General features: G+C 57.5%; 25 protein-coding genes and 1 pseudogene. 12 read left to right on the top strand and 14 right to left on the bottom strand.

Annotated features, from left to right (window positions below; genetic code table 11):
- The first annotated feature begins 40 nt into the window (after nt 1-40).
- The 9 genes from nirK to Q1A32_RS07910 all read left to right on the top strand — a co-directional run bounded on the left by nirK (nt 41) and on the right by Q1A32_RS07910 (nt 6,902).
- On the top strand, nt 41-1,264 hold the full coding sequence (nirK, locus tag Q1A32_RS07950; protein WP_299651651.1) for a copper-containing nitrite reductase: 1,224 nt from the start codon (nt 41-43) through the stop codon (nt 1,262-1,264).
- A gap of 15 nt (nt 1,265-1,279) precedes the next feature.
- A complete protein-coding gene (locus Q1A32_RS07945; protein ID WP_299651649.1) occupies nt 1,280-2,026 on the top strand; it encodes an SUMF1/EgtB/PvdO family nonheme iron enzyme in 747 nt (248 codons plus the stop codon).
- Nucleotides 2,027-2,218: 192 nt separating this feature from the next.
- On the top strand, nt 2,219-2,740 hold the full coding sequence (locus tag Q1A32_RS07940) for a DNA topology modulation protein FlaR (protein WP_299651647.1): 522 nt from the start codon (nt 2,219-2,221) through the stop codon (nt 2,738-2,740).
- 299 nt (nt 2,741-3,039) lie between these two features.
- Entirely contained in the window at nt 3,040-3,495 is a 456-nt protein-coding gene (locus Q1A32_RS07935) for a CreA family protein (protein WP_299651645.1), read from the top strand.
- 57 nt (nt 3,496-3,552) lie between these two features.
- Entirely contained in the window at nt 3,553-3,705 is a 153-nt protein-coding gene (locus Q1A32_RS07930; RefSeq protein WP_299651643.1) for a hypothetical protein, read from the top strand.
- Between the two features lie 72 nt (nt 3,706-3,777).
- Nucleotides 3,778-4,185: a host attachment family protein gene (locus Q1A32_RS07925; protein WP_299651641.1), complete on the top strand. Its 408-nt coding sequence runs from the start codon at nt 3,778-3,780 to the stop codon at nt 4,183-4,185.
- Nucleotides 4,186-4,379: 194 nt separating this feature from the next.
- Nucleotides 4,380-5,045 carry a DUF998 domain-containing protein gene (locus Q1A32_RS07920; protein ID WP_299651639.1) on the top strand — a complete coding sequence of 222 codons (666 nt, stop codon included), beginning with the start codon at nt 4,380-4,382 and terminating at the stop codon, nt 5,043-5,045.
- Nucleotides 5,046-5,048: 3 nt separating this feature from the next.
- Entirely contained in the window at nt 5,049-5,567 is a 519-nt protein-coding gene (locus Q1A32_RS07915) for a DUF421 domain-containing protein (RefSeq protein WP_299651637.1), read from the top strand.
- Between the two features lie 261 nt (nt 5,568-5,828).
- Nucleotides 5,829-6,902, top strand: coding sequence for a PRC-barrel domain-containing protein (locus Q1A32_RS07910; RefSeq protein WP_299651635.1), 1,074 nt, complete (start codon nt 5,829-5,831; stop codon nt 6,900-6,902).
- Between the two features lie 286 nt (nt 6,903-7,188).
- Here Q1A32_RS07910 and Q1A32_RS07900 read toward each other — a convergent pair whose 3' ends face one another.
- Genes Q1A32_RS07900 through Q1A32_RS07890 form a run of 3 tightly spaced genes read right to left on the bottom strand, consistent with a single transcriptional unit; the run spans nt 7,189 to nt 10,250 of the window.
- Nucleotides 7,189-8,316, bottom strand: coding sequence for an AI-2E family transporter (locus Q1A32_RS07900; protein WP_299651631.1), 1,128 nt, complete (start codon nt 8,314-8,316; stop codon nt 7,189-7,191).
- Complete coding sequence (locus Q1A32_RS07895; protein ID WP_299651629.1) at nt 8,306-9,286, bottom strand: endonuclease/exonuclease/phosphatase family protein; 981 nt, start codon at nt 9,284-9,286, stop codon at nt 8,306-8,308. The genes Q1A32_RS07900 and Q1A32_RS07895 overlap by 11 nt, the downstream gene beginning before the upstream one ends.
- A 16-nt stretch (nt 9,287-9,302) precedes the next feature.
- On the bottom strand, nt 9,303-10,250 hold the full coding sequence (locus Q1A32_RS07890; protein WP_299651627.1) for a YihY/virulence factor BrkB family protein: 948 nt from the start codon (nt 10,248-10,250) through the stop codon (nt 9,303-9,305).
- A 360-nt stretch (nt 10,251-10,610) separates the two neighbouring features.
- Between Q1A32_RS07890 and Q1A32_RS07885 the strand changes: the two genes are divergently transcribed.
- Complete coding sequence (locus Q1A32_RS07885; protein ID WP_299651625.1) at nt 10,611-11,108, top strand: DUF892 family protein; 498 nt, start codon at nt 10,611-10,613, stop codon at nt 11,106-11,108.
- On the opposite strand, the gene Q1A32_RS07880 is transcribed toward Q1A32_RS07885, so the two are convergent.
- Entirely contained in the window at nt 11,105-11,896 is a 792-nt protein-coding gene (locus Q1A32_RS07880) for a Crp/Fnr family transcriptional regulator (RefSeq protein ID WP_299651624.1), read from the bottom strand. The genes Q1A32_RS07885 and Q1A32_RS07880 overlap by 4 nt on opposite strands.
- A 143-nt stretch (nt 11,897-12,039) precedes the next feature.
- Between Q1A32_RS07880 and Q1A32_RS07875 the strand changes: the two genes are divergently transcribed.
- Nucleotides 12,040-12,828, top strand: coding sequence for a transglutaminase family protein (locus Q1A32_RS07875; RefSeq protein ID WP_299651623.1), 789 nt, complete (start codon nt 12,040-12,042; stop codon nt 12,826-12,828).
- A 78-nt stretch (nt 12,829-12,906) separates the two neighbouring features.
- Here Q1A32_RS07875 and Q1A32_RS07870 read toward each other — a convergent pair whose 3' ends face one another.
- Nucleotides 12,907-13,977, bottom strand: a complete 1,071-nt coding sequence (locus Q1A32_RS07870) for a PHB depolymerase family esterase (protein WP_299651621.1) — start codon at nt 13,975-13,977, stop codon at nt 12,907-12,909.
- Between the two features lie 28 nt (nt 13,978-14,005).
- Complete coding sequence (locus Q1A32_RS07865; RefSeq protein ID WP_299651619.1) at nt 14,006-14,422, bottom strand: CopG family transcriptional regulator; 417 nt, start codon at nt 14,420-14,422, stop codon at nt 14,006-14,008.
- Between the two features lie 428 nt (nt 14,423-14,850).
- Between Q1A32_RS07865 and Q1A32_RS07860 the strand changes: the two genes are divergently transcribed.
- Complete coding sequence (locus Q1A32_RS07860) at nt 14,851-16,596, top strand: FAD/NAD(P)-binding protein (RefSeq protein WP_299651617.1); 1,746 nt, start codon at nt 14,851-14,853, stop codon at nt 16,594-16,596.
- A gap of 8 nt (nt 16,597-16,604) precedes the next feature.
- Here the strand turns inward: Q1A32_RS07860 and Q1A32_RS07855 are convergent, their stop codons facing one another.
- The 8 genes and pseudogenes from Q1A32_RS07855 to Q1A32_RS07825 form a co-directional block, all read right to left on the bottom strand.
- Nucleotides 16,605-18,050 (bottom strand): UdgX family uracil-DNA binding protein, encoded by a 1,446-nt coding sequence (locus Q1A32_RS07855; protein ID WP_299651615.1) that lies wholly within the window; start codon nt 18,048-18,050, stop codon nt 16,605-16,607.
- Nucleotides 18,051-18,057: 7 nt separating this feature from the next.
- A complete protein-coding gene (locus tag Q1A32_RS07850) occupies nt 18,058-19,293 on the bottom strand; it encodes a putative DNA modification/repair radical SAM protein (protein WP_299613679.1) in 1,236 nt (411 codons plus the stop codon).
- A 194-nt stretch (nt 19,294-19,487) separates the two neighbouring features.
- Nucleotides 19,488-20,777 carry a Coenzyme F420 hydrogenase/dehydrogenase, beta subunit C-terminal domain gene (locus Q1A32_RS07845; RefSeq protein WP_299651613.1) on the bottom strand — a complete coding sequence of 430 codons (1,290 nt, stop codon included), beginning with the start codon at nt 20,775-20,777 and terminating at the stop codon, nt 19,488-19,490.
- 154 nt (nt 20,778-20,931) lie between these two features.
- A complete protein-coding gene (locus tag Q1A32_RS07840; RefSeq protein ID WP_366141225.1) occupies nt 20,932-21,594 on the bottom strand; it encodes an SRPBCC family protein in 663 nt (220 codons plus the stop codon).
- A 222-nt stretch (nt 21,595-21,816) separates the two neighbouring features.
- Nucleotides 21,817-22,149, bottom strand: coding sequence for an aldehyde dehydrogenase family protein (locus Q1A32_RS07835; RefSeq protein WP_299651609.1), 333 nt, complete (start codon nt 22,147-22,149; stop codon nt 21,817-21,819).
- Nucleotides 22,080-23,165 (bottom strand): annotated as a pseudogene (locus Q1A32_RS07830) (aldehyde dehydrogenase family protein). The gene Q1A32_RS07835 and the pseudogene Q1A32_RS07830 overlap by 70 nt, the downstream one beginning before the upstream one ends.
- Nucleotides 23,162-23,371: a glycine cleavage T C-terminal barrel domain-containing protein gene (locus Q1A32_RS24030; protein WP_366141212.1), complete on the bottom strand. Its 210-nt coding sequence runs from the start codon at nt 23,369-23,371 to the stop codon at nt 23,162-23,164. Before Q1A32_RS24030 ends, Q1A32_RS07830 begins: the two are co-directional and overlap by 4 nt.
- On the bottom strand, nt 23,292-23,657 hold the full coding sequence (locus Q1A32_RS07825; RefSeq protein ID WP_299651607.1) for a hypothetical protein: 366 nt from the start codon (nt 23,655-23,657) through the stop codon (nt 23,292-23,294). Before Q1A32_RS07825 ends, Q1A32_RS24030 begins: the two co-directional genes overlap by 80 nt.
- Nucleotides 23,658-23,923 lie beyond the last annotated feature (266 nt).

Raw genomic sequence — 23,923 nt, 5'->3', positions numbered from 1 at the left:
GCCCGGCACCCCAACACCATGACATGAACTGGAGGAACCAATGACCAAACTCACCAATCCCGGCCTTGTGAAAACCAACCGTCGCAACGTCTTGCGCGGGTCCGTCCTGGCAGGTGCCGCCGCTGTGGCAGGCACAGGTGCTGGCGCAATGGCCACCCAGCGCCCCGCCAAATTCGACGCGATCAATGCCGCGTCAGCCAAGCTCTACAAGGCGGCAGGCGAACAAACGGCTGAAACCGATGCCAAGCCCGCAGACCTGTCCGGCTACACCCGTGTGAAGCAGGAACTTGTCGCCCCACCCTTTGCCCCCGAACATGAACAGGTCGCCACAGGCGGGCCCAAGATCATCGAAGTGACCATGGAAACCACAGAAAAGCTGATGGTGGTGGACGAGGATACAGGCGCGGAGGTCTGGGCGCTTACCTATAACGGCTCGGTTCCCGGCCCGCTGATCATCTGCCACGAAGGCGACATGGTCGAACTGACCCTGCGCAACCCGGTGGACAGCGTGATGGAGCACAATATCGACTTCCACGCCTCGACCGGGGCGTTGGGTGGCGGTGGCCTGACCCATGTCTATCCCGGCGAAGAAACTGTGCTGCGCTGGAAAGCGACGAAGCCCGGTTGCTTTACCTATCACTGTGCCCCCGGTGGCGCGATGATCCCTTACCACGTCTGCCACGGTATGAACGGTGCGATCATGGTCCTGCCCCGCGATGGGCTGAAGGACAGGGACGGCAACCCACTGCGCTACGACAGCATCGCCTATATCGGAGAGCAGGATTACTACCTGCCGAAAGACGAAAACGGCGACTACAAGACCTACGAAGCCGCAGGCGACGACTACGCCGACAGCATCGAAGCCATGCGCACACTGGTGCCCACCCACCAGATCTTTAACGGGGCCGTGGGCGCGCTGACCGGTGAAAACGCCCTCAAGGCAAAGGTCGGGGAAACCGTCCTGATGGTGCACAATTCGTGCAACGTCGACAGCCGTCCGCACCTGATTGGCGGGCACGGCAACTATGTCTGGGAAACCTCGTTCACCGATCCGGCGCTCACCGGGGTCGAGACATGGTTCGTGCGCGGCGGGTGTGCGGCGGCGGCCATGTACACTTTCGAACAGCCGGGGGTCTACGCCTACGTCAATCACAACCTGATCATCGGCGTTTTGCTGGGGGCCACCGCGCATTTTGTGGTCGAAGGACAGTGGGACAACAACCTGATGGAACAGGTCGTCGCCCCGCGCGAATTCTCAACCTGATGATTGGATAAAAACATGATCCCCGCCAAAATCTCTGGAACCCCGATGGCGCGATTTCTTCTTGCGGCGGCGTTCGGGATATTGGCGGCGGTTTTTCTTGGGGCCGCGCTCTTCGGACGCGGCCCCGACCCTGCTTATCTGCCGGACATGGCGGACCAGCCAATCGCCCTGTCCGACGGGGCCGCAATCTATGTCCAACGGCACGAGGTCACAGTCGCCGAATGGAACGCCTGCGCCACTGAGGGCGGTTGCACTCTGCATGTGCGTGCGCGCCCCGATCAGGACGCACAGGTGACACCGGCAACCGGCCTCAGCTATGTGGACGTCCAGCAATATGTCGCGTGGATCAACGCCAAAACCGGCCACAGCTTTCGGCTCCCAACAGCAGCCGAATGGGCCAATATGGCAGCAGCGGTAATGCCAGAGGCCCCGGATCCGATCTTTACCGATCCGTCCCTGACATGGGCCTCCGCCTATCTGATCGAAGGCAACGCGCCCCGCGCGCTGAAGCCACAGGGCAGCTTTTCCACCTCGCCCGAAGGCGTGGTCGATCTGGACGGAAGCGTGTGGGAATGGACGCAGGAATGCTATGCGGGATCTGCAGGAAGCATGGATTCAGACCGCTGCCCGGCTTTCTTTGTCGGCGGAGAGCATATTGCGGCGATGTCGTATCTTGTCCGCGACCCGGCGCGCGGTGGGTGTGCTGTCGGCACACCGCCTGCACATCTTGGAATGCGCCTCGTGTCGGATAAACCAACTTGAAATAGGTGTGCGTGTGTCCCTGCTTGGTCGAAAAGCAGCATTGATGAACAGAAAATGGCGAAGCGAGCAACAGCGCTCCAACGACGTTCAGCAATTCGGACCACAAAAGGTCGGCTGCGACTTAACTGGCGTTGGCTGTCGAAACAACCCCCGTTACTGTGCGTTTGGAAGCGACATGACACAGGGGCATGATTGAAGAAGATCATCATCACCGGAGCAAACGGCGTCGGGAAAAGCCATTTCGCCAAGCGATTGGCTTTGGTTCGGCCAGATGTTCCCGTGGTCTCCTTCGATGCGATCAAGCTTAGAACCGGCTGGCGGCAACGGCCGCGTTTCGAGACAGATGCCGCTCTGGCAAGCACGCTTGAACAGGATGCGTGGATACTGGAAGGCGGCCCGAGCCTTTTGGCGCAAGCGGTTGCAAAGGCTGACGCGCTGGTTTGGCTGGATCCACCAGAACAGGTCAGGGGATGGCAGCTTGCAACGCGCCCGTGGAAAAACCTTGGACGGACCAGACCAGAACTGCCACCCGGCAATGTCGATTGGCCATGGCAGCAGTACCGATTTGCGCTCCGCAGTCTCAGGAACAGGTCCAAATTCCACTCGTACATCTCGGAAGTATTCCGGAGTGCCGATGGTCTCAAAAAGTGGCGATGTCGGGACGAAAGCGACCGCAGTGCAGTTGAGCATGCATGGTCTGACCACTCAGGCTAGGGCGCAAATGGAAGCCAAGTTGGCCTCACATGGTGTGCTTCTTACACTTGCCAGGCACCCCTAGACGCAGGGCCCAATCGGCGCGGATACGCATTTTTGCATCCCGTGGTTTGTTCCATGCATGTGACTTTGCGATGGGAACTATTGTCGCTCGCTTTCGTTAACCTGTCGGTCGGGTGCTTAATACGCATCTGCAGAACGCAGGAAAAACATCATGAACCGCATTATCTACCTCGTTGGCTTGATCGTCATCATCTTACTGATTTTGTCGTTTTTCGGGCTGCGATGATCACGTGATAATGGCTCTTCGAAATACAGCTACCTGGCTTTTTGCGCTCACGATCTGCTCTCCTGCCGCGGCAGATCAAGTCGGTAATGTGGATGTCGACTGGCTGGGGAATGACATCGTGATTGAAGCCTTCGCAGACCCCAAGGTCGAAGGTGTAACATGCCACGTCGCTTACTTTGAACGTGGGCTGATTGACCGTTTGCAAAAGGGCAATTGGTTCGAGGATCCGTCAAATTCGTCCATTGCGTGCAGGCAGACTGGCGTCGTCTCCATCGGTGATATTGACCGTTCAGATGAGGGCGAAAGCGTGTTTTCCGAGGGTCGGTCGATTATATGGAAATCGCTGAAGGTGAAACGCATTTTCGATGAGGCCAATCAAACGCTGATTTATATCTCACATGCGCGGGACGTCCAGGATGGGTCCGCAAAGATGTCGATCTCAACCGTGCCTTTGTTTAATCCGTGACGCCACAGGAAGCGGATGACCTCGCAAACGGAAACGAAGATTGTAAGGACGTACTCGATGATATCCATTCCTAAGAATGACACCAAAGAGGACACGGTTTTGGCTGAGATCAACTCCGACACACCGTCAGAAGATGACACCGATCAAACTGAAAAAGACGAGGATGGCGCGGTTCTGGAAGACCTGAATGAGTATCAAAGGACGAAGTGATTTTTTGGGATCAAAAATGGGTGGCTCTGCTTTGCGAGTATTGCGGGCGGATCACTTGAACGGAGAATGAATATGTCAGAGCCTACATGTCCCAAGAATGCCTTCGTCGTCGTCGCATCCGGCGCAGAGGCCAAGTTCTTTTTGAACGATGGTTCGGCCGAGGATATCAAGCTGCGGCATGTCGGAGGCCTCACGCCGAAGAACCTTGATGATGACGGCCCGTCCGGAAATCGCCCTCCGGACTCCTCCGCTCAGGAGACCGATGAAGCGACCTTTGCCAAGCAACTGGCGCATCATCTTTATGCAAAGGCGCATGGCGGTGATTTTGATCATTTGATCCTGATCGCCGATCCCGACACGTTGGGTGAAATGCGTCCGATACTCCATCAGGAAGTCGTGGAGAAGATCACCATTGAGCTGGACAAAACGTTGATCAATTCGCCGACCAGCGACATTGAGCGCAGCCTGTCTTCAGCCTGATGGCTCGACAATCGGAAAGCTCGCGGAATGCCCCCCTGCCGATTGAGTTGGTTCGCCCGCCCTCGCGCTTGAACCCCCCAAAAGCTGTTCGAGTTTAATGCGCCCGCCGTCACAGGCACATGAATAGTTGCTACCGATACATGGATGCTCGGCATGACGCCGGCCATGTCCAAGCACTGCCGAAAGGGATCGAGGTGTCTGAACCAAAGCCCGCCACCGAGGGCACGCAAGGCCCTGACAAAGACTTGCTGATTGCCACGGGGATCATAGCGATTGTGGGCTCGATCCTGATGGTCCTGGGCAACATTGTGGGCAGCGTCGTTGTTCCGAACCACGACTGGGTTGCGGACACGGTCAGTGACCTGGCTGCGGGACGGTACGAGATCATTCAGGATGTGGCGCTGTACGGGTATGCGGCGGCGGTCATGGCGTGCGCGGTTGGCGCAGCACACCTGCATCAGGATGGCACCCGCTGGAACCTTGGCATCGGCTGTCTGGCGCTGCTGGTCATGTGCATCATCATTATCGGAGCGCGGAATGAATACGGCGACCAAGACAATGAGGGCGTCGTGATCCACATCTATGTTGTTTATGTCATTGGCTTTCTGTTTGCGGCCCTATTCCTTTTGATGGGACGCGGCATGGCGATGGTGGCTCGCCGTTATGCATTGATCAGTTATGTCTGTGCCGCATTTTGGATCTTTGGCGCGCCGATCTTTTTCTTCATGCCAACTGGCTATGATGGAGCGTATGAACGGGGCTTGGGCGTGATCACTGTCGTCTGGGTCGTGTCTTTCTCGTGGATGCTGATCTCGGTCGGACGCGAGAAATCGCACGCAACTTCAACACGTCAGAAATAGACAGTGTTTTTCGATCACGCTCTCCTCGATGCCATTGCCAAGGGCGCATTGCTGAGCGCGCTGGGGCTTGGTTGGATCATCCTTCTTGTTCGAGTGGTCGGGTTGCGGTCCTTCTCAAAGATGACCAATTTCGATTTCGTCATGACGGTCGCGATGGGCTCCCTTTTGGCGGGCGCCGCGCAGACCGGCAATTGGGCGGCTTTGCTGCAAACGATGACGGCAATGGCCGCATTGTTTGGCGTGCAGTTTTGTGTCGCGTACATGCGCCAACGGTCCGGCGTGATCGACTCAACACTTCAGAATGAACCGGTTCTGCTGATGAAAGATGGTGCAATCCTCCGTGGCGCGCTGCTGAAAACGCGGGTGACCGAAGAGGACCTGATGGCGAAGCTGCGCGAGGCCAATGCCATAGAACTGTCGACGGTGCGCGCGGTGGTTTTGGAGGCGACCGGAGACGTCTCTGTCCTGCACGGCGGGCATGTTGATGATGCTCTGCTCAACGGCGTCGTGTCGGCTGACTGACACACGGGATCATCGTGCCAAAAAGCGGTCAAAACTTGTTCTGGTTTAGTGCACCCAAGACCCGTCAGCGGGTTTGATCTGGTACTTACTAAGTAGCTTGAAAGGCTGGCGACATTTCCAGTCTGGGCCACCGAATTTGGTGATCGCAGAACCGCGCGTTCTCCGATCCGGAATGCGGGAAAATCACAAAAGACCGGCACCTTGATCGTTCGCCGCCCCTAGCGGCGTGGCGGCTGTGTGGGTCCTATCAGGGAAGAAGACATGACCTCGACCATGAGAAATCTGCTTGGCACCGTTGCGTTCGGCGCGATGGCTGCTGGCGGCGCATTCGCGCAATCTACAACCGAAACCAACGAAACCGCCGTTCCTGTTCAGGGTGGACAGGTTGTCGTGGAACAGGAAGACGCGACCGTCAACGTGACCGTGCCCGATCCGAATGTTGAAGTGACGCAAGGCCAACCTGTCGTCACCGTTGAACAGCCTCAGCCCGAAATCACAGTGGTTGTGCCCGAGCCGACAGTACGGGTGCGGCAACAGGCGCCAATCATCACCGTCGAACAGGCCCAGCCGCAGATCACCGTTGTGATCCCCGAGCCGGTTGTCACCGTCATGGTGCCAGAGCCTGAAGTTGACGTGGAAACCGGCGAGCCGATCATTGATCTGGACCAACCTGAGCCCGTCGTGCGCTTTATCCGTCCCGAACCCAAGATCACCATTCAAGAAGCGCAGCCGCGCATCGAATTCCAGCAGGGTGAAGCAGAGGTCAACGTGACTGCCTCTGACGCCGCCGAAATCAACGTGACCCAGGAAGACGCCCAAGTGAACGTGGAACAAGGCGACAATGCCGATGTGTCCGTCACCAGCGAAGAAGCCGAAGTCAACATCGTGGATGGTGGCGAAGCCGATGTGGAGGTTGAGCAGCTGCAGGCCCGTGTGGTCATGGAAGACTTCAACGCAGACGCACAAGGCAACATGTCGGATGAAGATCGCGCACGGTATCAGGATTCTGTTCGGGTATTGCCGATCTTTGACCAGAAAGCCGAAGATCTTATCGGGCGCAGTGTGGCAACAGAGTCCGGCGAAGACGTCGGCGAGGTCGATTTCATCGGCATGCGCGGCCAGACCCTCGTTGCCATCATCGGCGTCGGAGGTTTCCTTGGCATGGGTGAAAACGAAGTCGCAGTGCCGCTTGAGAAGCTGATCGTGCGTCGCAACGAACTGATCGTTCCCCAGTTCACTCAAACCCAGCTTGAGAACATGCCGGAATACAACGAAAGCGAAGTGCGCATTCTGGAACCCGGTGTTCGTCTGGCCGAAGAACTCGGCCTCGATTGATCGGACCCATTGGTAGCCGTCGTCTAGGCTGCATTTAACACGGGCGAAGTGTCTGAGCCGGATGTCTCCGGTTTACGATGCTTCGCCCATTATTAATGCCTCTAGTGAGGCATTTGAAAGGACGACACATCGCTGGAATAGGTTGGATCGGTCAATTGATCGTCGCTGCGGCAGGGGCCTGTGTGTTGATCTATGTGGCGCGTCTTGTCCGTCGCAAACATAGGCAATCGGGGGCAAGTGGCGGGTAATCCAAACGCGTGCCACCCCCCAACCCTATTCCCCTCGCTTAAGTATTCGCTTCGGACTTTGCGACCTCTTCGTCGCCGATGAATCTGGCGAAGGTCGAGAGTGTGTTTGTCTCATCGCAGACGATCTTGATCACGATCAGAACCGGTAATGCGACAACCATGCCCATAACCGACCAAATATAGGCAAAGAACGCGACGGTAAGAAAAACAACCGTTGTGTTCAAACGCATCCGCCGTGAAATGACGAGCGGGGTAATGAACTGCCCTTCAATCGACGTCAGCACAATGTACGTCGCAAAAACGCCCGCGGCGGCCCATGCCCCATCAAGGCTGACAAACGCAACGGCGGCTGCAATCGTTGCCCCCATGAGCCCGCCAAGAAACGGCACAAAATTCAGTCCGAATGCCATGAACCCGAAGACAAGCGCGTTCGGTAGGCCCCAAAGATGCATGGCAATCGCAACGGCTACTCCCAAGCCTGCATTGATGATCGCGATGCCGCCCAGATAGTAGCCAAGCCGGTCTTCGATGGAATGCAAAACCTCTACCGCGCGGCGCTTGTCCCGGAACCTTTCGAAACTCTGCACCGTCTTGATCAGGAACATGTCGCCAGAAGCCACGAGGAAGAAAAGCAGGATGAGGGCAAATGCGATCCGGCTTAGAAATCCCGGCGCCATGCTGAAAATTGTCGCCGCCACGCCTGTGTTGGAGACGACTTCAACGGCAACAGTGCTCCCATCCTGACCCGCCATGATTTCCTCGGCGGCGTCGGTCGCTTCATTGATCGCTTCAAGCGCGCCGCCGGACGCTGTCAGTTTCTCTTTGATTTCTTCCATCAACGACGGAAGGTCCTCGATGAACTGTGCGGCAGGGCTGCTAAGTTGGACCAGCAACACAACGATCAGCGCGGTCAGCAGTGTCGTGAACAGTGCGGCGGACAGCACGGGAGGAACGCCAACCTGCCCCAACCAACGTCGGGGTCTGTTCAGGACGAAATACCCCAGCATCGCTGTAATGACGGGCACGAGGAAGTCACTGGCCGACACCAGAACCTGCAGCATCAACAGGCCCAATATGCCTATGAGTGGGATCTCCAACCTGCTCCTGCTTTGTGGTGCAGACGCAATCGGCGCTTCGACGTTGTTCTTCTGGTCACTATTGTCCAACGTCCGCGCTCCTGTCGTCATTGAAATACACTGTCGCGGCAATGGGGAAGTGATCAGACCCAAAGCTCTCAAGGCGCGAGAAAGACACAAGACCGACATTGTCGGTCACGAAAAGCTGGTCAATTGGCAACCGCATGAAGGGGTAATCTGCATGAAAACTCGAAATCATGCCACGCCCGACGCGCGGTTCCGCAAAGTTGCCGTACTGTTTGAAGCGTTTGGTGGTCCACGACCATGCCACGTCGTTGAAGTCACCCATGCAAACGGTCGGACGCTCCGAAGATGACGTCATCAGCGCTGCCTTCTTGATCTGCCTATCGCGCGTTTCTGTGTCGTTGCCCGGAACCGGTGGGCGAGGATGCAAGCCAATGAAGTTGAACTCTGGCCCGTTGGACGCGCGCAAGACTGCCTTGACCGCCGGTGTCACATCGTCGTGCGGCCACAAGAACTCTGCGCTGATGACATCCAAACGGGTCGCAAAAATGAGGCCATAGTGGTCATCCGCCACATGCGATTTCACTACAGCGTATCTTGCAAGCACGTCTTGCAACGCTTCAGCCCAGATCGCGTCAGTCTCCATTAAGAGTAATACGTCGGGATCTTCGCGATTGATCACCTCGATCAGATCATCATGGCGCGTGTTTTCCATCAGAACGTTGATCGCCAACATGTCCACTTCTGCCGCGCCTTGGGGGGCCGTGGTCAACGCAATTTCGGTTGCGGCAAGCGGTGTGTACGGGAATATCTGCCACGCTTGGTACACAAACGCAGCAGAAACAGCCCCAATAAGCAGAGGTTTGTAAGTCACCGTGGTCAGCAAGGCCGCGAAAATCACGAGTAACGCAACACTTGAGATATGGAGACGGGGGAAGTCCCACATCCGTATCCACCATTGCACGCTGTTTGTCAGCGGCAAGAGCGTTGTGACAACAACGGCAACGGCCACGGACCAAAATATTGCATTCAACATTTGACTTCTGCCGCCGCTAAATACCGGCCGCCTCCCCCAGAGTGTCGGCCTTTTCGGCATCGCGTTGGCCCATAGGTAAATCACGACCCTGCGTCGTATCAACCCGTGTCTGCGCCTCTAGCTCGGCATTCAATTCGGCGCCCATCAGAATGATGAATGCGGAAATCCAGAACCACATGAGCAGCACGATGACGCCAGCCAATGTTCCGAAGCTTTCATTGTAGGACCCGAAGTTGCTGACGTAAAAGGCAAACCCCGCGGACGCCACGATCCAAAGCAGGCACCCTATGACCGCGCCCACTGACGCCCATTTCCACTCCGGCTCGTCCCGCGATGGCGCATAGCGGTAGAGGACGGAGAGCCCGAACATCGTCAACACGACAAGGCCGATCCAGAAGGCAATTGTAATGGTGGTTTCCATGAGCCCGCCAAGATCCACGAACGCCAGTACTGCCGGAAGGGCGAGCATTGACAGTAGGGCAACCAGCAATCCGATCATCAAAAACAAAGTCAGCGCAAACGTCACCAGTTTGAGCTTGATGAAGCCACGCTTCTCTTGCTCATCATAGGCGACGTTGATGCCTTCCATCAGGCTCCCCATTCCCTTGGACGCGGAATACAGGGCCACCAGAATGCCAAAGACAGCGGCCAGTCCCAATCCACCCTCGCGGGAGCCTGCCACCTCTGTTGCTTGGTCGGTGACGATTCCAATCACCTCTTCGGGCACCATGCCAGCCAGCCCACGCAGTTGTTCAACAATGGCACTTGGTTCAACCAAAAGACCGCTGATGGCGATGAGCGCAGTGATCGCAGGAAAAAGCGCCAGCAAACCATAGAAGGCGACACCAGCAGCGATAAGCCCCACCCGATCCTCTGCGATTTCATCCTTCAGCCGAAAGGCGATGTCTTTCCACCCTGCGCTGGGAATGCCGGTTGGTGCTTCTGCGTTGCGACCACGTACCATGGTGTGCCCTTCTCAGCGTCGTTCAAAGGAGATTAACGACGGGACCCCCCTTTTGGTTTCTCAAGTCTTGGGTTTGCCGAGCTTTTCTTTTTCAACGGCGGTTTTGGCCTTCTTTGCGATGCGCTCGGCTGCGTGCCTAGTACAGCGCCCTTTTCCGATTACAGCGGACTGACCCTTCGAAACGAGGCCGCTTGCGCAAGCCTGTGATCGGACCAGCATATGACCTTGGTTGGGACGGCGCGGTCTTCAGACACTAATCTGGTTTAGTGAACGCCGAATAACTCCCACCGATACGCCGATGACATCTTCCGGGGCCGCTATTCGCGGTTAGCGTGACGTCTCACTTTGATAGGACACATGATGCGCATCGACACATTGGAAGACCTGTATCTCGAGCAACTCAAGGACATCTACAGCGCAAACGAGCAGGCGCTGGATGTGACGGAAAAGATGACGGATGCGGCCAGCGGTACGGACCTTGGCAAAGCATTGCAGGCGGGTGCAGACAGCATTCGAGGGGGCCTCGCCGCACTGGAACAGATGGCGCAACGTCACGACGAACACCTTGGTGGTGCGCTGTGCAAGGGTATGGAAGGATTGGCGATAGAGGCTCATGCTCAAGCGCTCGCGCAACCTTTTGGTGACCCAACCACAAAGGATGCAATGATCATCACCCAGTACCAGCACCTCGCCCACTACGTTATTGCAGGCTATGGTTGCCTGATCGCTTTCGCAGACCGGTTGGAGCTGGATGACGATCTGGCGACATTGAAAGACCGCTTGGATGCCGCGTACGACACAGACCGAACCATGACACAACTGGCAACCGGTCGCGTAAGCAAGGATGCACGGACTTAAGAACCGGTTGATGCGGACATATCTGCCGTACTGGTCGGTTTCTCAGTATGGGCAGGTGGGAACCATGATGTGTCCATGTCATGGAATGCGTTCACAAATTCGCAGTCCCTTTCCCATTCATCCCGTTTGAGAAGCCGGAAATAGGGTCGGTCAATTTCGATATCGCCGTCATCGACAAATCTGCGCAGCAACTTGTTCACATAGATTGACGTCAGTCCCACAGCCTGGCCGATCTCGACCTGACTGAAAGGCACGCGAAATCGGTTCCCAAGTCCCACATTCGCAACCTCAAGTCGTGACCGAAGCTGAAGCAACCAGAACTTCAATTTGTTTGCTGCGTCCATTGATCCCAAACTGCTTGCATGATGGCGCAGCGCGATCTGATCGAGACTGCCCAGAGCGGTCAAAAGTGCGCCCAACCTGGGATAGTCGGAAAACAGCGGGGCGAGTCCGGTGCGTGGAAACGGGCAAATCTTGCCATCGGTTTGCATGATGATCCGGTGGTTGGCGTGGGTTGATCCGATTTCGGCAAGCCCCATAACCTCGCCCGGCAGATAGACCCGCAAGATCTGGCTGCGGCCATCCGCACTGTCGGCCTTTACGACCGCCCAGCCCGTTTTCAGAACCATGATGCCTTCGGTCACGTCGCCGACACTGATGACCGGCCTGCCTTTGCGACGGGGGTGTTCATCCCTTTCCATCTCTTCGATAAAGGCGCATTCAGCGTCCGTTAGGCTCACAAAACGCGATAGACGGCTGACCAGGCAGCTTTGTTCATCATCAGTCATGAATAATCTTAACATGGGTTAGGACGCGCGGTCGCATTTATCTTGCCGCGCGGATTGCTCGCGGTATCCTCAGGCTGGTTTACAAAGCCAACAATCGAACCTGCGCTCGTCTGATCGATGAGGCAGGACACAAAGGACGCGACATGATCCTGAACATAGACGTGTCCTTGGCCTACGGCTTGGACCAACCTGTCGACCTCATCCTGCAGATAGAAGCCCCCAGCTTTCACGATCAAACGGTTATGTCCGAGCACATCGACTTCGGATCACCTGATCATGTCGGACGGATCGCCGGTGAAGCCGGATTGGGCGCGCGCATTTTGATGCGCGCCGCTGAGAAGTTTCGGTGCACCTACAAAGCGCAGATCGAAATTGACCGGCCCGAGCTGACACTTGAGCAGCTTGATGCGGTTCCGGTGCATATGCTGCCCGGCGACACTGTGCGATATCTGATGCCATCCCGGTATTGCCAGTCAGACGAGTTGCAGAGTTTCGTGGCTGCGGAATTCGGCACCTTGACCGGCGGCGCGCGCATTGCAGCGATCCGCGATTGGATATCTCGTCACTATAGGTACATGCCCGGGTCCAGCACGGCGCAGACCACCGCGATCGACACATTCGTGCAGCGTCAGGGTGTTTGCCGGGATTTTGCGCATGTGATGATCACTCTGGCACGGGCATCAGCCATCCCGGCGCGTTTTGCGAGCGTGTATGCGCCGCATGTCACACCACAGGATTTCCATGCGGTGGCCGAGGTTTTTCTGAATGGCACTTGGCATCTTGTTGATGCAACCGGTATGGCCACTGCTGGGGAAATGGCCCGGATTGGGGTGGGTATGGATGCGGCGGAAGTGCCATTCCTGAGCAGCTTTGGCTGGATGTCTTTTCAAGAGCAACGGGTGTCTGTGTCTATCGTTGACGCCCCAGGCTGACTAAAATTCCCGAGCAGCCAGAATGCGAACAGGCAACCCGAGTTGAACCTGTTCCCACTCCAATCATCGCGTACTCAATCACCCGACCTCAGCGGCCGCGCCGAAAAAGAAGCGGATCATTTCAGCGCTGGCGTCTGGACCTTGTGGGTCAGTATACGAGCCTGCTGCTGCCCCACCGGACCAGGCATGCCCTTGCCCATCGATGCGCCAGTGTTCCACCATGCCAACGCCCGTGTCGTTCCTGATGATCTTGCGTGTGTAGGTCCGGCCATTCTCTGCGCCCCGTTCCGTTGTCTCAACGCTCTGACGTCCGACAACGTCCATCGCGCGCTGCACGATACGGTCGCCATTCTTTGGATGCACCGTCGCGTCGGCCGATCCATGAAAAACGACTGTCCGAACACCTGAACCCGCTTCGACTTTGCCAGAGGCTTCAAGGACAGTGCCTCCCATAGCTGCAAAGGCGGACGGCACGTCTTTGGCCGCGCCAACTGGCAATCCTGAATGCGCACCAACGGCTGCGAAAACGTCGGGGTAGGTTTCGCCCAAAATGGCGGCCATCGCCCCACCTGCTGACAAGCCCGCGACGAATGTTTGCTCTTTATCGACGCCGTGATCTGCCGCAACTTGCGCGGCCAATCCGGCCAGTATGGCAGGCTCACCTCTGCCCCGACGCTGGTCGCCTCGGCTAAACCAATTCCAGCAGGACTGAGCGTTGTCCCCACGCGATTGCGCTGGATAGATCACGACAAAGCCATTCTGGTCCGCCAGCCTGTTCATCCCTGTCCCTGCCGCGAAATCCACAGGGGTTTGCGTGCAGCCATGCAGCATCATGACAACGCCCGTTGCGCCCTCGAGCGCTGACGTCGGAGTATATATCCAATATGCACGAGTGCCCGCATCGCAGGCGTACGTGTTCTGGAGAAACTGCGCCCCCTCGGGGATTTTAGGTTGAGCCGCTGCGGTTGGACTATGCAATTGCGACAACCGAGCGAGCATGTCATCCATCGCGATCCCACCCGGCTGCGCCGTCCCCGATTGAGGGGCTAGCCCATGCCGTGCAAGAGTGCGTTGCACCAGATCATTGGCTGCAGACAGGCGTGCATCATCGGTCGCAGGGCGCCATGCGCCTATGTCAAAGAGTTTCATTTCGTTTTCCTTTTAAGCGTTGCGCACCTTACTTGATGCGGTCGGCAAGTGCTTTCTTGACGTCCGTACTGGCCTGCAAGGCACCCAGCACCGTGATGGACCCGATGGTTTGCAGTGCCAGTTCCGGTGTTACGGCACCATCGATCCGCGCGAGCCCGACGACCTTGACGTGCAGCATCTCGCCGGCGTCCCGCAATGTCTCCAGATCAGCGACCGAGTAGTCGCGCAAACCCAGTTCCATCGTATGTCGTTCAAGCGTTTTGCTGACCACGCCAGTATGCGTGTCCAACTGGTTCCGAATTGCTGTGCGGATCAGGTCACTTCTGTTTGAATAGAACCCTTCCTGAACCAGCAGGTCGATGCGCCCAAGGTCGACAAAGCCGAGGTTGATTGTGATCTTCTCATTCTCAGGCTGCTTGTCTCGTAGCTGTTTGACGTTGCTCACATCCATTCTCCATCCATGTGGATGGTATACGGCTGATATATCACTGTGTGCAAGCCCGGTCGTGACCTGCCTGCCAAAAAGGGCAACCAATTGCCGTGTATTCCGCCCAAAAGCTGTCCTGGTTTAGGATTTACCCAGATCACCCCCTGAGTGGGGTGGATACCGCCCCCGATGCTTGCGATGCCTTCAGGACTGCACAGGTCAAGACCGATCCTCCCCGCCGCCACAAATCCGCTTCGAGCGCTCGTGATGACATGACAAACTGACCGAGATTGGGCTTTGACCAGACTGCAATGATAAGGTCCCGACTGACGTTATGCTAAGACCGCCCACCGACAGTTGACTGAACGCCCGGGTATCTCCCACGACTTTGTAAGGGCCAACTGGCGGTACGTCGATTGAACTTCAGCCCAACGAATGGCCACCGAATGAACGAACCACACTACAATCTGGCCATCGTCGGCTTGGGCCCACGGGGCCACTACGCTCTGGAATGCTTTCTTCACAGTCTTGCCGCAGCATCCGACAGACAGAATGCAAAGATCATCCTGTTCGAGGAAACGGATCAGACAGGCAACGGCCCGGTTTGGGATATGTCTCAATCCGCCAGCAACTGGAGCAATATCAACGACCGCATTTTGATCCTGCCGGAACGGCCAGAAATCCAATTGGGATCAACAACGATCAGCGCATTTCCCAGCTATCATGATTGGGCAAATATAAGCCAAGCAGATGACGGCAAGAAGTCACCTGACGTCTACCCGCAGCGGCGAACTGTGGGTCAGTATCTATCAAAAAGGTTCGAGACGCTCTTGCAGCCGATTTTGGCGGCAGGTCTTGCAGAACTCGTGTCCGAGCGCGTGGACGACCTGTCTGTGATGAACGACCGCTTATCTGTCATGACCAAGACGGGGGCATCGTTTTCCGCAGACCAAGCCCTGCTGACTGTTGGGCATCAGCCAACGCACCGGGACGCTCAGATCAAAGACTGGATCGCCGCAACAGAAGACAATCCAGCACTGCATTTGTTCCCTGATCCCTATCCGGTGGAGCAGATCGTCAATAGCGTCAGCGAGATGACCAAGGTTAATATGGCGGTTCGTGGGTATGGTCTGGCGACAATTGATATCGCGCGCGCCACAGCGGAGGCGTTCGGTGATTTCACGATCCAAGATGAGTTGACGCGTGCCCAAAGCTTCGAGCTGGTCCGAGATGTTGAAGTGAACATCGTTCCTTTCTCACTCGATGGGCTGCCGTTGGGGCCAAAACCGCTGAACGAACGCCTTGATATGCAATTCAAGCCGTCGAAAGAGGCTTTGGACAAGCTCGACACTCAACTCAGCGATCCGAAGGCACAAGCTGCCGCTCAGGACGAGACGTTCTTGGTCGATGCGATTGTCCCGATCATGGCAGGCGTCTACCCGACGTTGCAGCACAGGCGCGAATGCGCCCCGGCTGATCCGCAAGACCTCGAGCGTCTGATCGCAGATTGGGTCAACGACCAGAGCCATGATCACAGCAGTATTTTAAGCACTGACGTCGCCCCTGTGGACCTCCTGCAAGAGCTCGTGGGTATGTCAGTCGGCGCCGCTCCGGTCAGCCTTGATTATTGCATTGGTCAGGTGTGGCGGCACTGCCATCCCACGATCTATACGGCGCTTTCGCATGGCCAGCTTTCGGACGAGGCCCTGGCCAACATCATATTCCTCGATGAAAGCATGAAGCGGTATTCCTTCGGTCCCCCGGTCGAAAGCCTGCAGCAGTTGATTGCGCTGCATGGTGCCGGTGTGCTGAATTTGGACCACGTGAATGATCCGGACATTGAGGTTTCCGGTGATGGTTGGACCTTGTCCAACGGATCCAACCGGACAACAGCCACCGTGATGGTCGATGCGGTTCTTCAGCCGCCAAAGATCAAGGATGTAAACGCACCTTTGATGGATCGGCTTTTGACCGATGGAATTCTGGCCGCGGTTCATGACGACCTTGGTGTGGACACAACAACTGATGGTTTCATCGTATCGGACTCAGACGATGGGGTGCCTGTCGCGGTCTTGGGCCGTTTGGCGAAGGGCACCATTATTGGCGTGGATGCGATCCTTGAATGCTTTGGCAAGCGGCCGCAGGACTGGGCGGCGGCAGCAGTGGAACGGATGATTGCCCGCGCCGCATAAGGTGATTGTCACATCGCCGTTTCTGTCAATGAAATGGCATGTGCGCCGGACAAATCGCCTACCAACATCTCGCGCAATTCATTCTGTTTCGCCTTATCCGGCGTTCGCAAAATGTGCGACGGGTGAACTGTTATCATGACTGGACGACCGCATAGTCCAGTTTCCAAGTGCCCGCGCCGTTTCAGAATATCACGACGGTCACCGGTGAGGGCCATGGCAGCCGTCGCGCCCATCGCAACGATGATCTTGGGTTGGATACGTCGAATTTCCGCATCCAACCAGAAACGGCAATGCTCAATCTCAGTTCTGTCTGGGCTTTGATGGATGCGCCGTTTCCCTCGGACGATATGTTTGAAATGCTTCACCGCGTTGGTCAGATAGACGCCTTCCCGATCAACCCCGGCCTGCGCAAACGCCCCATCCAATACTTTGCCAGCCGGGCCAGAAAACGGTTGACCGGTGAGGTCCTCTTGATCACCCGGTTGCTCGCCCACGATCATCAGACGCGCAGTGTCTGGGCCGCATCCGGCCACGGCTTGCGTTGCAGTGGCGTGCAGGGGGCACCGGGTGCATGCCGACAGGGCCGCACCCAAGGCGTCGCCGGGCCCTTTCCATGCGGTGTCAAAGTCAGCGGCGGCACGCTGTACCCGCGCTGTGCGCACAGGTGGCAAGGTCGGAGCGGCGTCAGCCATGGCGCGGGCGCGGGCCGGAGCGCCTGCAATCAGGTGCGGGATGGACGCGGCTTCAGGCAGGTTTTTCCAGTACTTCTTGGGCATCTCCGATGTCATGGCATTCACCTTCAACCGCGCCGGATTGAAGATGTTGCAGAAATAGGTGGTCCACAGCTTCTCGTTGGCATCTTCAGGGAAATCCGGCCGCGGCAGATCGAGCGCAAAGCACAGTTTACCGCCCTCAAAAATCGCAGAGACTGACGGGGTCACGATGCGCCAATCCATGTCCGCGAACCGCTTGGCGAAGAAGTCCGCCGTCGGCTCCATGGTGTTGTGCGTCGGCTCAAACCAGGCCGCAAAGCTGCGCCGAGGTGCGGTTGGATCACCAATCTCGCGGAAACGGACGAACGCCTTCATCTTGTGCTGACACCGATGCACCGCCTTTTCCATCTTGCGCAGTTGCGCGATGGCCGGATCCGCACGGTCGCGGATCAAGGTCGGGGTGCTGCGGATGCGGTAGAGTGCGGCGTAAAGTCGATCAAACCTGTCCGCGTCTGTGTGCCAGACAACCGACTGTGCGAGAGACACAAACGCTTTGGGCACCTTTGCCTGATCATGTACGGCGGGCGGTGCATCCGGCGCAGCGTCAAACAGCGAACTGTCCTCGGCGGTGTCACTCCAACGCACATCGTTTGGGTGCAGGTTCATCGCAAGACACACGCGCGCACTGTCGCGCCAAGCTGTTCCGGTCCCGAGACGCGGCAAGACAATGCGCTGAGTCATCGCAGCCTCAGAACAAGGTCAGCTGTTCTGGCGGGGGCGCGAACGTGGCCCGCAAGTCCGCGGTGTCGGACAGTCCATGCGGGCTCCAACCCAGCGCACTGACAAAGGCGCGCGCTTTTTTCATAGAGGCGCCCATCCGGTTGATGTCTTCGTATCGCAGAGTGCGGTGCCGCCGCGTGGTCAGAATGCGGTTCACGGTTTTCACGCCAAATCCCGGCACCCGCAACAAGACATCGCGCGGCGCGGTATTCACATCGACCGGGAAAAGGTCGCGATGGGCCAAAGCCCAGGCAAGTTTGGGGTCGATATCGAGATCCAGATTTCCGCCAAGCGCCGCGTCCGCAATCTCGTGCAACTGAAAGTCGTAGAACCGCAAAAGCCAGTCTGCCTGATACAGACGGTGCTCGCGTTGCAGAGGCGGACTAATCAAGGGCAGGCGCGATGACGCATCCGGTATTGGCGAAAAAGCCGAGTAATAGACCCGCTTCAGATCGTAGCTGCCGTATAAGCGCGTCGATTGTTTCAGAATCGTCAGATCGTTCGCGGCATCTGCACCGATGATCACTTGGGTTGACTGGCCTGCCGGGGCAAAGGGCGCAGGGCGGCGTCCGGTGTGCGATTTGTCCTTTGACACACGCCGGCGCAATTTGACGTCGGCCATTGCTTTCCGGATTTGAGACGGGTTCTTTTCAGGCGCGAAGGCTTCCACAGCGGCGTCGGTCGGCAGTTCGACATTGATCGACAACCGATCCGCCAATCGCCCCGCCTCTTCTATCAATTCAGGCGCTGCATCTGGGATGGTCTTTAGGTGGATATAGCCCCGAAAATTCTCTTCGTGGCGCAGTTTGCGCACGATACGCACCATGTCCTCCATGGTCTTGTCGGGTGAGCGTATGATGCCGGACGAAAGGAACAGTCCTTCGATATAATTGCGCCGATAAAAGTCAATTGTCAGCTTCACAACCTCGTCGACGCTGAACCGCGCCCGTTCAACGTTGGACGACACACGATTCACGCAATACACGCAGTCATAAATACAGAAATTGGTCATCAGGATCTTCAGAAGACTGATGCACCGGCCGTCAGGCGCGTAGGAATGACAGATCCCCGCCCCCGTGTTCGACCCAAGGCCTTTGCCATCTCGGCTGTCGCGTTTGTTTGACCCGGACGAGGCACAGGATGCGTCGTATTTTGCCGCATCGCTCAGCACTGCGAGTTTCTGTTGAAGTGATTTGGAAGCCATTTGTTCATGTTATGTTCCAAATATGTGAGTCGCAAGGCCTGTGTGGCTTTCGTCCGTGTTGGTGGTTTCGACACGGCATAGGAGCTATGAGCTCGGACACCTGCGGCGGACGATTACCGCATTGCGCTCTCGTCAAACACAAGGAGTGCCGCTCATCTTTTTGGTTGGTTGAACACCTTCCGCAGCAGCGACACTCACTGTCTTTCCCAAAGCTTCGGCGTCGGCTCGCTGGCCTTGCCGACGCGCACACGCTCACGGGCACCGTCGAACTGCCACTTGTAGTCCTCGTCAGACAAAGTCGCCTTCAACTCATCAAGCCTCAGCCCGACCGCACGCGGCACGGTATGCCCTTCGGCACGCAGACCTTCGAACCGGGCCAGCACGGCAAGCTTCTTTTTGGTCTGATGCGGCTGCACCTCGTCCAAGTACCGAGGATTGCACTCATTTTCGACCGTGACATAGCCAGCCTCTTGAGCCGCATTCAGCAGATCAAGACCCGCCTTGGTGCGCGCAATCACCGCGTTGGTGCCGAGGTCATCATCTTCTGTCGAAGGATCGGGCGAGCCGCCCGGCCAGGTGTCGGACGCCGCAATATCCGCCGCCTCTCCGATCCCATCGGGGCAGACCTTGCATCGGAACGGCAGCGTCCACATGCTTTGATCCGTGCCCCAAAAGTCGGTATACCGAAACTCCTGCGCCTCCCCGTCCTTGGTGGCAAAGCGCATTTTGCCGGGACAGCCGTGGCCGCGGAAACGGTATTCGGTCAGCGCTTCGTTCTCGACATCGTATTTCTGGCGCAGAAAGCGTGTCATGTCCTGCGGAGGCATGAACCCGCCACAAACAGGCGTCAGCCAGTATTTCACCAGTTCGTTCACGCGCGGATCGTGGCGCGCAAGATTGCGTAGGGCAGAGATGTCACAGGGTTTGCCAACAAAAGCGAAAGGCTGGCCCCGGTCCAGCACCTCCAGCACATCCACAAGCGGCGCGGCGGGGCCATAGCGCGATCCGGCTCCATCCAGAACGTCCGCCGCACTGTGGCTCTCGTGGCGCTCGCCAAAGGTGGCGTATGTGCCAGATTGCTTCACGTGCAATATGAAAACGACCTTTTTGGTGTCGATCAGGTACTGGCCCAAAGCGGTCAACACGCCGCCTTTTGACCCTTTGAAACGGACCTCGGGATCAGTGGCATAGGCCAGTGCCATACTCTGGTACGGCCCCCAAACCATGTCCATCTGCGTGTTGGCGTTTTGCAGTTCGGGCGGCAACCCTTCAAGGCGCTTGCCGGGGCAAACGTCTTCGATCCGGTCCATCGTTTCGTGATCAAGCGTGCCGGTCACGACGGGGCGTTCATAGCCGTTCTCGACCCGGGCGACACGAATGGTATCCGGTCCCGCAATCGACTGGCATAGGCCACAGCCAACGCACATTCCGTCCTGCACGATCTTGTACAGCCGCTCAGTCGGGGTCACGGGAGGATTGCTCATGATACAGCGTCCATTTTCTAAGTGTAGGTGCCCTTGAACGCCTTCAACCCCATGTTCTGACATGTTGCCGCGCGGCGCGTCTACCATGATCAGACCATTGGCAAAGCCCCGGCTGTGCTGGTTGCGCTGCACCGACTTCAACCAAGGCAGTGTCTTAAGCAAAGGTTGTGGCCTCGTGCTGGTTGTTCATAGCCTGCTCCGAAGATGTAGGCTTAGGCGCAGCAAGCCACCAATCGACCTCGAATTTGGTCAACTCCGGGTCCAGCGGGATCCAGCGAAAGGTCGTGCCCACACCACCGGGATAAACCTGAACTGCCGTCAGCGGCCAAAGATACCAGGCTGTAAAAATGTCTGTCTTTGCTGCCTGATCCGCTGCCGTGTCATTGGTGTCGCCGGACTGCGGCAGCGCGCAGTGCAGACGGCTGTCGCCGCGAGCGATGATCTTGTAGGCTTCGGGTTTTATAACACCTTCCGTGAACGTCTTGTGCACGATATGGCAATGATAGCATTCCGAGAAATTCTCGATCACGATCTTCCAGTTCGCCTTGAGCAATGCCTCTGTCCGGTGCGCGAAATGACAGGATGGCAAGTTCGGCAGATAGTCCCGTATCTCATCCGCTGTCGCCCCAAGGCCGGCCGCCAAAGGCGCCGCGTCAGTGTCTAGGTTTACAAAGACAAGACCCTGAAACACCTCAAGCGAGACGCGCCGCAACCCGTGCTCATTCAACTGAATTTCCAGGATATGCTTGGCATTGCGCAAGGATTTGAGCCGCCCGCGCGTATCGTAGCACCACGCGTGATAGGGGCACACAACGATGCGGCGGTTGCCTGATCCTTACAGTAGCGTATGGCCGCCATTTCGCGTTCGAAGACGGAGTCGTCCGTATAAAGATGCGCGGGCAGCGATTTGTATGCGCCTGCGTCAACTGCAACTTCGTCTGCGTGAATATCCATGGACCTTATGCCTTCAACTTGGGGTCATCGTGACAACGCGTTCTTCTGTCATGTCGCGAATTGCAGCGCGCAGGCCTTCCTTGCCTCACCCGGACGCGCTGCAGCCGCCATAGGGCATAGGGTCGGCCCGGTTGGACGACGTGTTGTTGATGTTGAACAGTCCGACCGTTACCTGACGCGCGGCGGCAAACGCGCGGTCGATATCACGGGTGAAAATCCCCGCCGACAGCCCGAACGGCGTGCCATTCACGGCGGCAATCGCATCGGTGAAATCGCTGCAGGGCACAAGACAGACCACCGGGGCGAACATTTCCTCGGCCATCAATGGCATCGTATCCGTCACGTCCGTTAACACTGTCGGGTGCAACATCGCACCGTCGCACGTGCCCGCCAAAACAACCGCGCCCCTGCATCGCATGCTGCCGAGATGTGTGCCTGCGCCGTGTCTGCATCCTGTGGGTCAATCATCAGGCCAACCTGCGTATCCGGATGGCGCGGATCACCGGCGGTCAACTTTTGCGCCGCAGCCATGAAAAGGCCCATGAACGCGCCCGCCACGTCCTCATGCACATAGAGCTGCTGCTACGACGTACATACCTGTCCCGCCTTGCGAAAAGCGGTTGCACAGCATTTCCGGGCCGCCTTTTGCAGACTGGCATCCTCGCACACGATGGTGGCCGAAATATTGCCCGGCTCCATCTGCGTGCGCCGCATGCCTGCCGCGGCTTGTATCAGCGCACCTGGATCACCGCCGCCCGTGAAGGCAAAGAAATTGACGCCCTGGTTTTCGGTCAGCGCGGCACCCGTGCGCCCGCCCGGACCGTTTACAAGATTAAGCCACCCTTTGGGCAGTCCGGCCTCCTCGAACACCTCGACCTGCAGCATGGCGGAGAATGGCGTGTAGCTGGCTGGTTTCAACACCACCGCATTGCCTGCTGCCAACGCCGGCGCGATCTTGTGCGCGACCGTATTGAGCGGCGAATTGAACGGCGTGATACAGGCGACCACCCCCACGGGCACGCGGATGGTAAAGGCCATTTCCCCGGTATGGCCGGGTGCGGAGGCGGTGGGAATGATCTCTCCGGTGATGCGCTTGGCCTCTTCTGCCGAGGTCAGCAGGGTCTGGACGCAGCGATTGAAATCGCTCGTGTTGTCGGATTGGGTAAACCCCGTCTCCGCGACCATGGCATCAATGATCTCATCCTTGCGTCGCAATAGAATGTCATGGGTACTCATCAGCAGCGCATAGCGCTCTGCCAGATCAATCACGCTCGACTGAAAGGCGCGCGATGCGGCAGCCACGGCCTCATCTACCAGCGCCTTATCCGCTGTCTGGGCGTGACCAATCACCTCGCGGGTGAATTTGTCAAAGACCTCGAATGTACTCGCACCGTCCCGCCAGACGCCGTCGATATAGAGCCTTGCCTCCCTCATGCCCGCATCCTTGTGCCATCCGGGTCAAACGGCGCTCTGACATGTATGTCCGCTGGATGGTGCGTGCCTGCGACATCAATCTCGAACCTGTCGGGCATCAGGTCGTCTGGCTTGACCGAACCCTGTTCAATCCACGCCAACGCAACAGATTGGCTCAGCGTGGGCGAATAGGCCGCTGATGTGACCTCCCCCCGCGAGCTGACCATTGCGGTAAATCGGTTTGTGCCCATGTGGCCAGGCCGCCATGTCCGTCGTCAGGGACACGAGGCGACGGGTCAGACCCCTCGCGCGTTGGCGCAGCAGCGCATCGCGCCCCCTGAACGACTGGTTCTTGGGCCATGCGACGGCAAAGCCCGAGGCCGCCTCCAGCGACGTATCGCGCGGTCCCATATCGTGCCCCCAACTGCGAAATCCGCGCTCCAGGCGCAGGACATTCAGTGCATGGGCACCAGCATGGACCAGATCGGACTGACCAGCGCTGCGGAGTGCCATGTGGTGCCCGAGGTCAGCTCGTTCTTTTCAAGCAGGACAACAGCGCGCCACCCAAGCTTGGTCGGGTGTTACAAAACCGAAAGGCCCACAATGCCGCCGCCAATGACCACAGCCCTGGCAGACTGGGTAAGGTCGCGGTTGGTCATGGGGTCCTCGGCGCGCAGTGACGGAACCCCAGGGCCTGCAATCGGCGTACCGCCAATATATTCTGGTTATAACAGCTATGCCGTGGACTGACCTACCAAGAGCACCTCGGGATCTTGTCT

The organism is uncultured Tateyamaria sp. (genome assembly GCF_947503415.1).
Taxonomy (GTDB): domain Bacteria; phylum Pseudomonadota; class Alphaproteobacteria; order Rhodobacterales; family Rhodobacteraceae; genus Tateyamaria.
The sequence above is the reverse complement of the archived record's forward strand: the minus strand, read 5'-3'. Positions and strand labels throughout refer to the sequence as shown.

Excerpts from the sequence above, each read along its gene's own strand:
- nirK (WP_299651651.1), top strand. The coding sequence starts at position 41 with ATGACCAAACTCACCAATCCCGGCCTTGTGAAAACCAACCGTCGCAAC.
- Q1A32_RS07945 (WP_299651649.1), top strand. The coding sequence starts at position 1,280 with ATGATCCCCGCCAAAATCTCTGGAACCCCGATGGCGCGATTTCTTCTT.
- Q1A32_RS07935 (WP_299651645.1), top strand. The coding sequence starts at position 3,040 with ATGGCTCTTCGAAATACAGCTACCTGGCTTTTTGCGCTCACGATCTGC.
- Q1A32_RS07930 (WP_299651643.1), top strand. The coding sequence starts at position 3,553 with ATGATATCCATTCCTAAGAATGACACCAAAGAGGACACGGTTTTGGCT.
- Q1A32_RS07925 (WP_299651641.1), top strand. The coding sequence starts at position 3,778 with ATGTCAGAGCCTACATGTCCCAAGAATGCCTTCGTCGTCGTCGCATCC.
- Q1A32_RS07910 (WP_299651635.1), top strand. The coding sequence starts at position 5,829 with ATGACCTCGACCATGAGAAATCTGCTTGGCACCGTTGCGTTCGGCGCG.
- Q1A32_RS07895 (WP_299651629.1), bottom strand. The coding sequence starts at position 9,286 with ATGTTGAATGCAATATTTTGGTCCGTGGCCGTTGCCGTTGTTGTCACA.
- Q1A32_RS07890 (WP_299651627.1), bottom strand. The coding sequence starts at position 10,250 with ATGGTACGTGGTCGCAACGCAGAAGCACCAACCGGCATTCCCAGCGCA.
- Q1A32_RS07885 (WP_299651625.1), top strand. The coding sequence starts at position 10,611 with ATGCGCATCGACACATTGGAAGACCTGTATCTCGAGCAACTCAAGGAC.
- Q1A32_RS07880 (WP_299651624.1), bottom strand. The coding sequence starts at position 11,896 with ATGACTGATGATGAACAAAGCTGCCTGGTCAGCCGTCTATCGCGTTTT.
- Q1A32_RS07875 (WP_299651623.1), top strand. The coding sequence starts at position 12,040 with ATGATCCTGAACATAGACGTGTCCTTGGCCTACGGCTTGGACCAACCT.
- Q1A32_RS07870 (WP_299651621.1), bottom strand. The coding sequence starts at position 13,977 with ATGAAACTCTTTGACATAGGCGCATGGCGCCCTGCGACCGATGATGCA.
- Q1A32_RS07860 (WP_299651617.1), top strand. The coding sequence starts at position 14,851 with ATGAACGAACCACACTACAATCTGGCCATCGTCGGCTTGGGCCCACGG.
- Q1A32_RS07855 (WP_299651615.1), bottom strand. The coding sequence starts at position 18,050 with ATGACTCAGCGCATTGTCTTGCCGCGTCTCGGGACCGGAACAGCTTGG.
- Q1A32_RS07850 (WP_299613679.1), bottom strand. The coding sequence starts at position 19,293 with ATGGCTTCCAAATCACTTCAACAGAAACTCGCAGTGCTGAGCGATGCG.
- Q1A32_RS07845 (WP_299651613.1), bottom strand. The coding sequence starts at position 20,777 with ATGAGCAATCCTCCCGTGACCCCGACTGAGCGGCTGTACAAGATCGTG.
- Q1A32_RS07835 (WP_299651609.1), bottom strand. The coding sequence starts at position 22,149 with ATGCGATGCAGGGGCGCGGTTGTTTTGGCGGGCACGTGCGACGGTGCG.
- Q1A32_RS24030 (WP_366141212.1), bottom strand. The coding sequence starts at position 23,371 with ATGGTCAGCTCGCGGGGGGAGGTCACATCAGCGGCCTATTCGCCCACG.
- Q1A32_RS07825 (WP_299651607.1), bottom strand. The coding sequence starts at position 23,657 with ATGGCACTCCGCAGCGCTGGTCAGTCCGATCTGGTCCATGCTGGTGCC.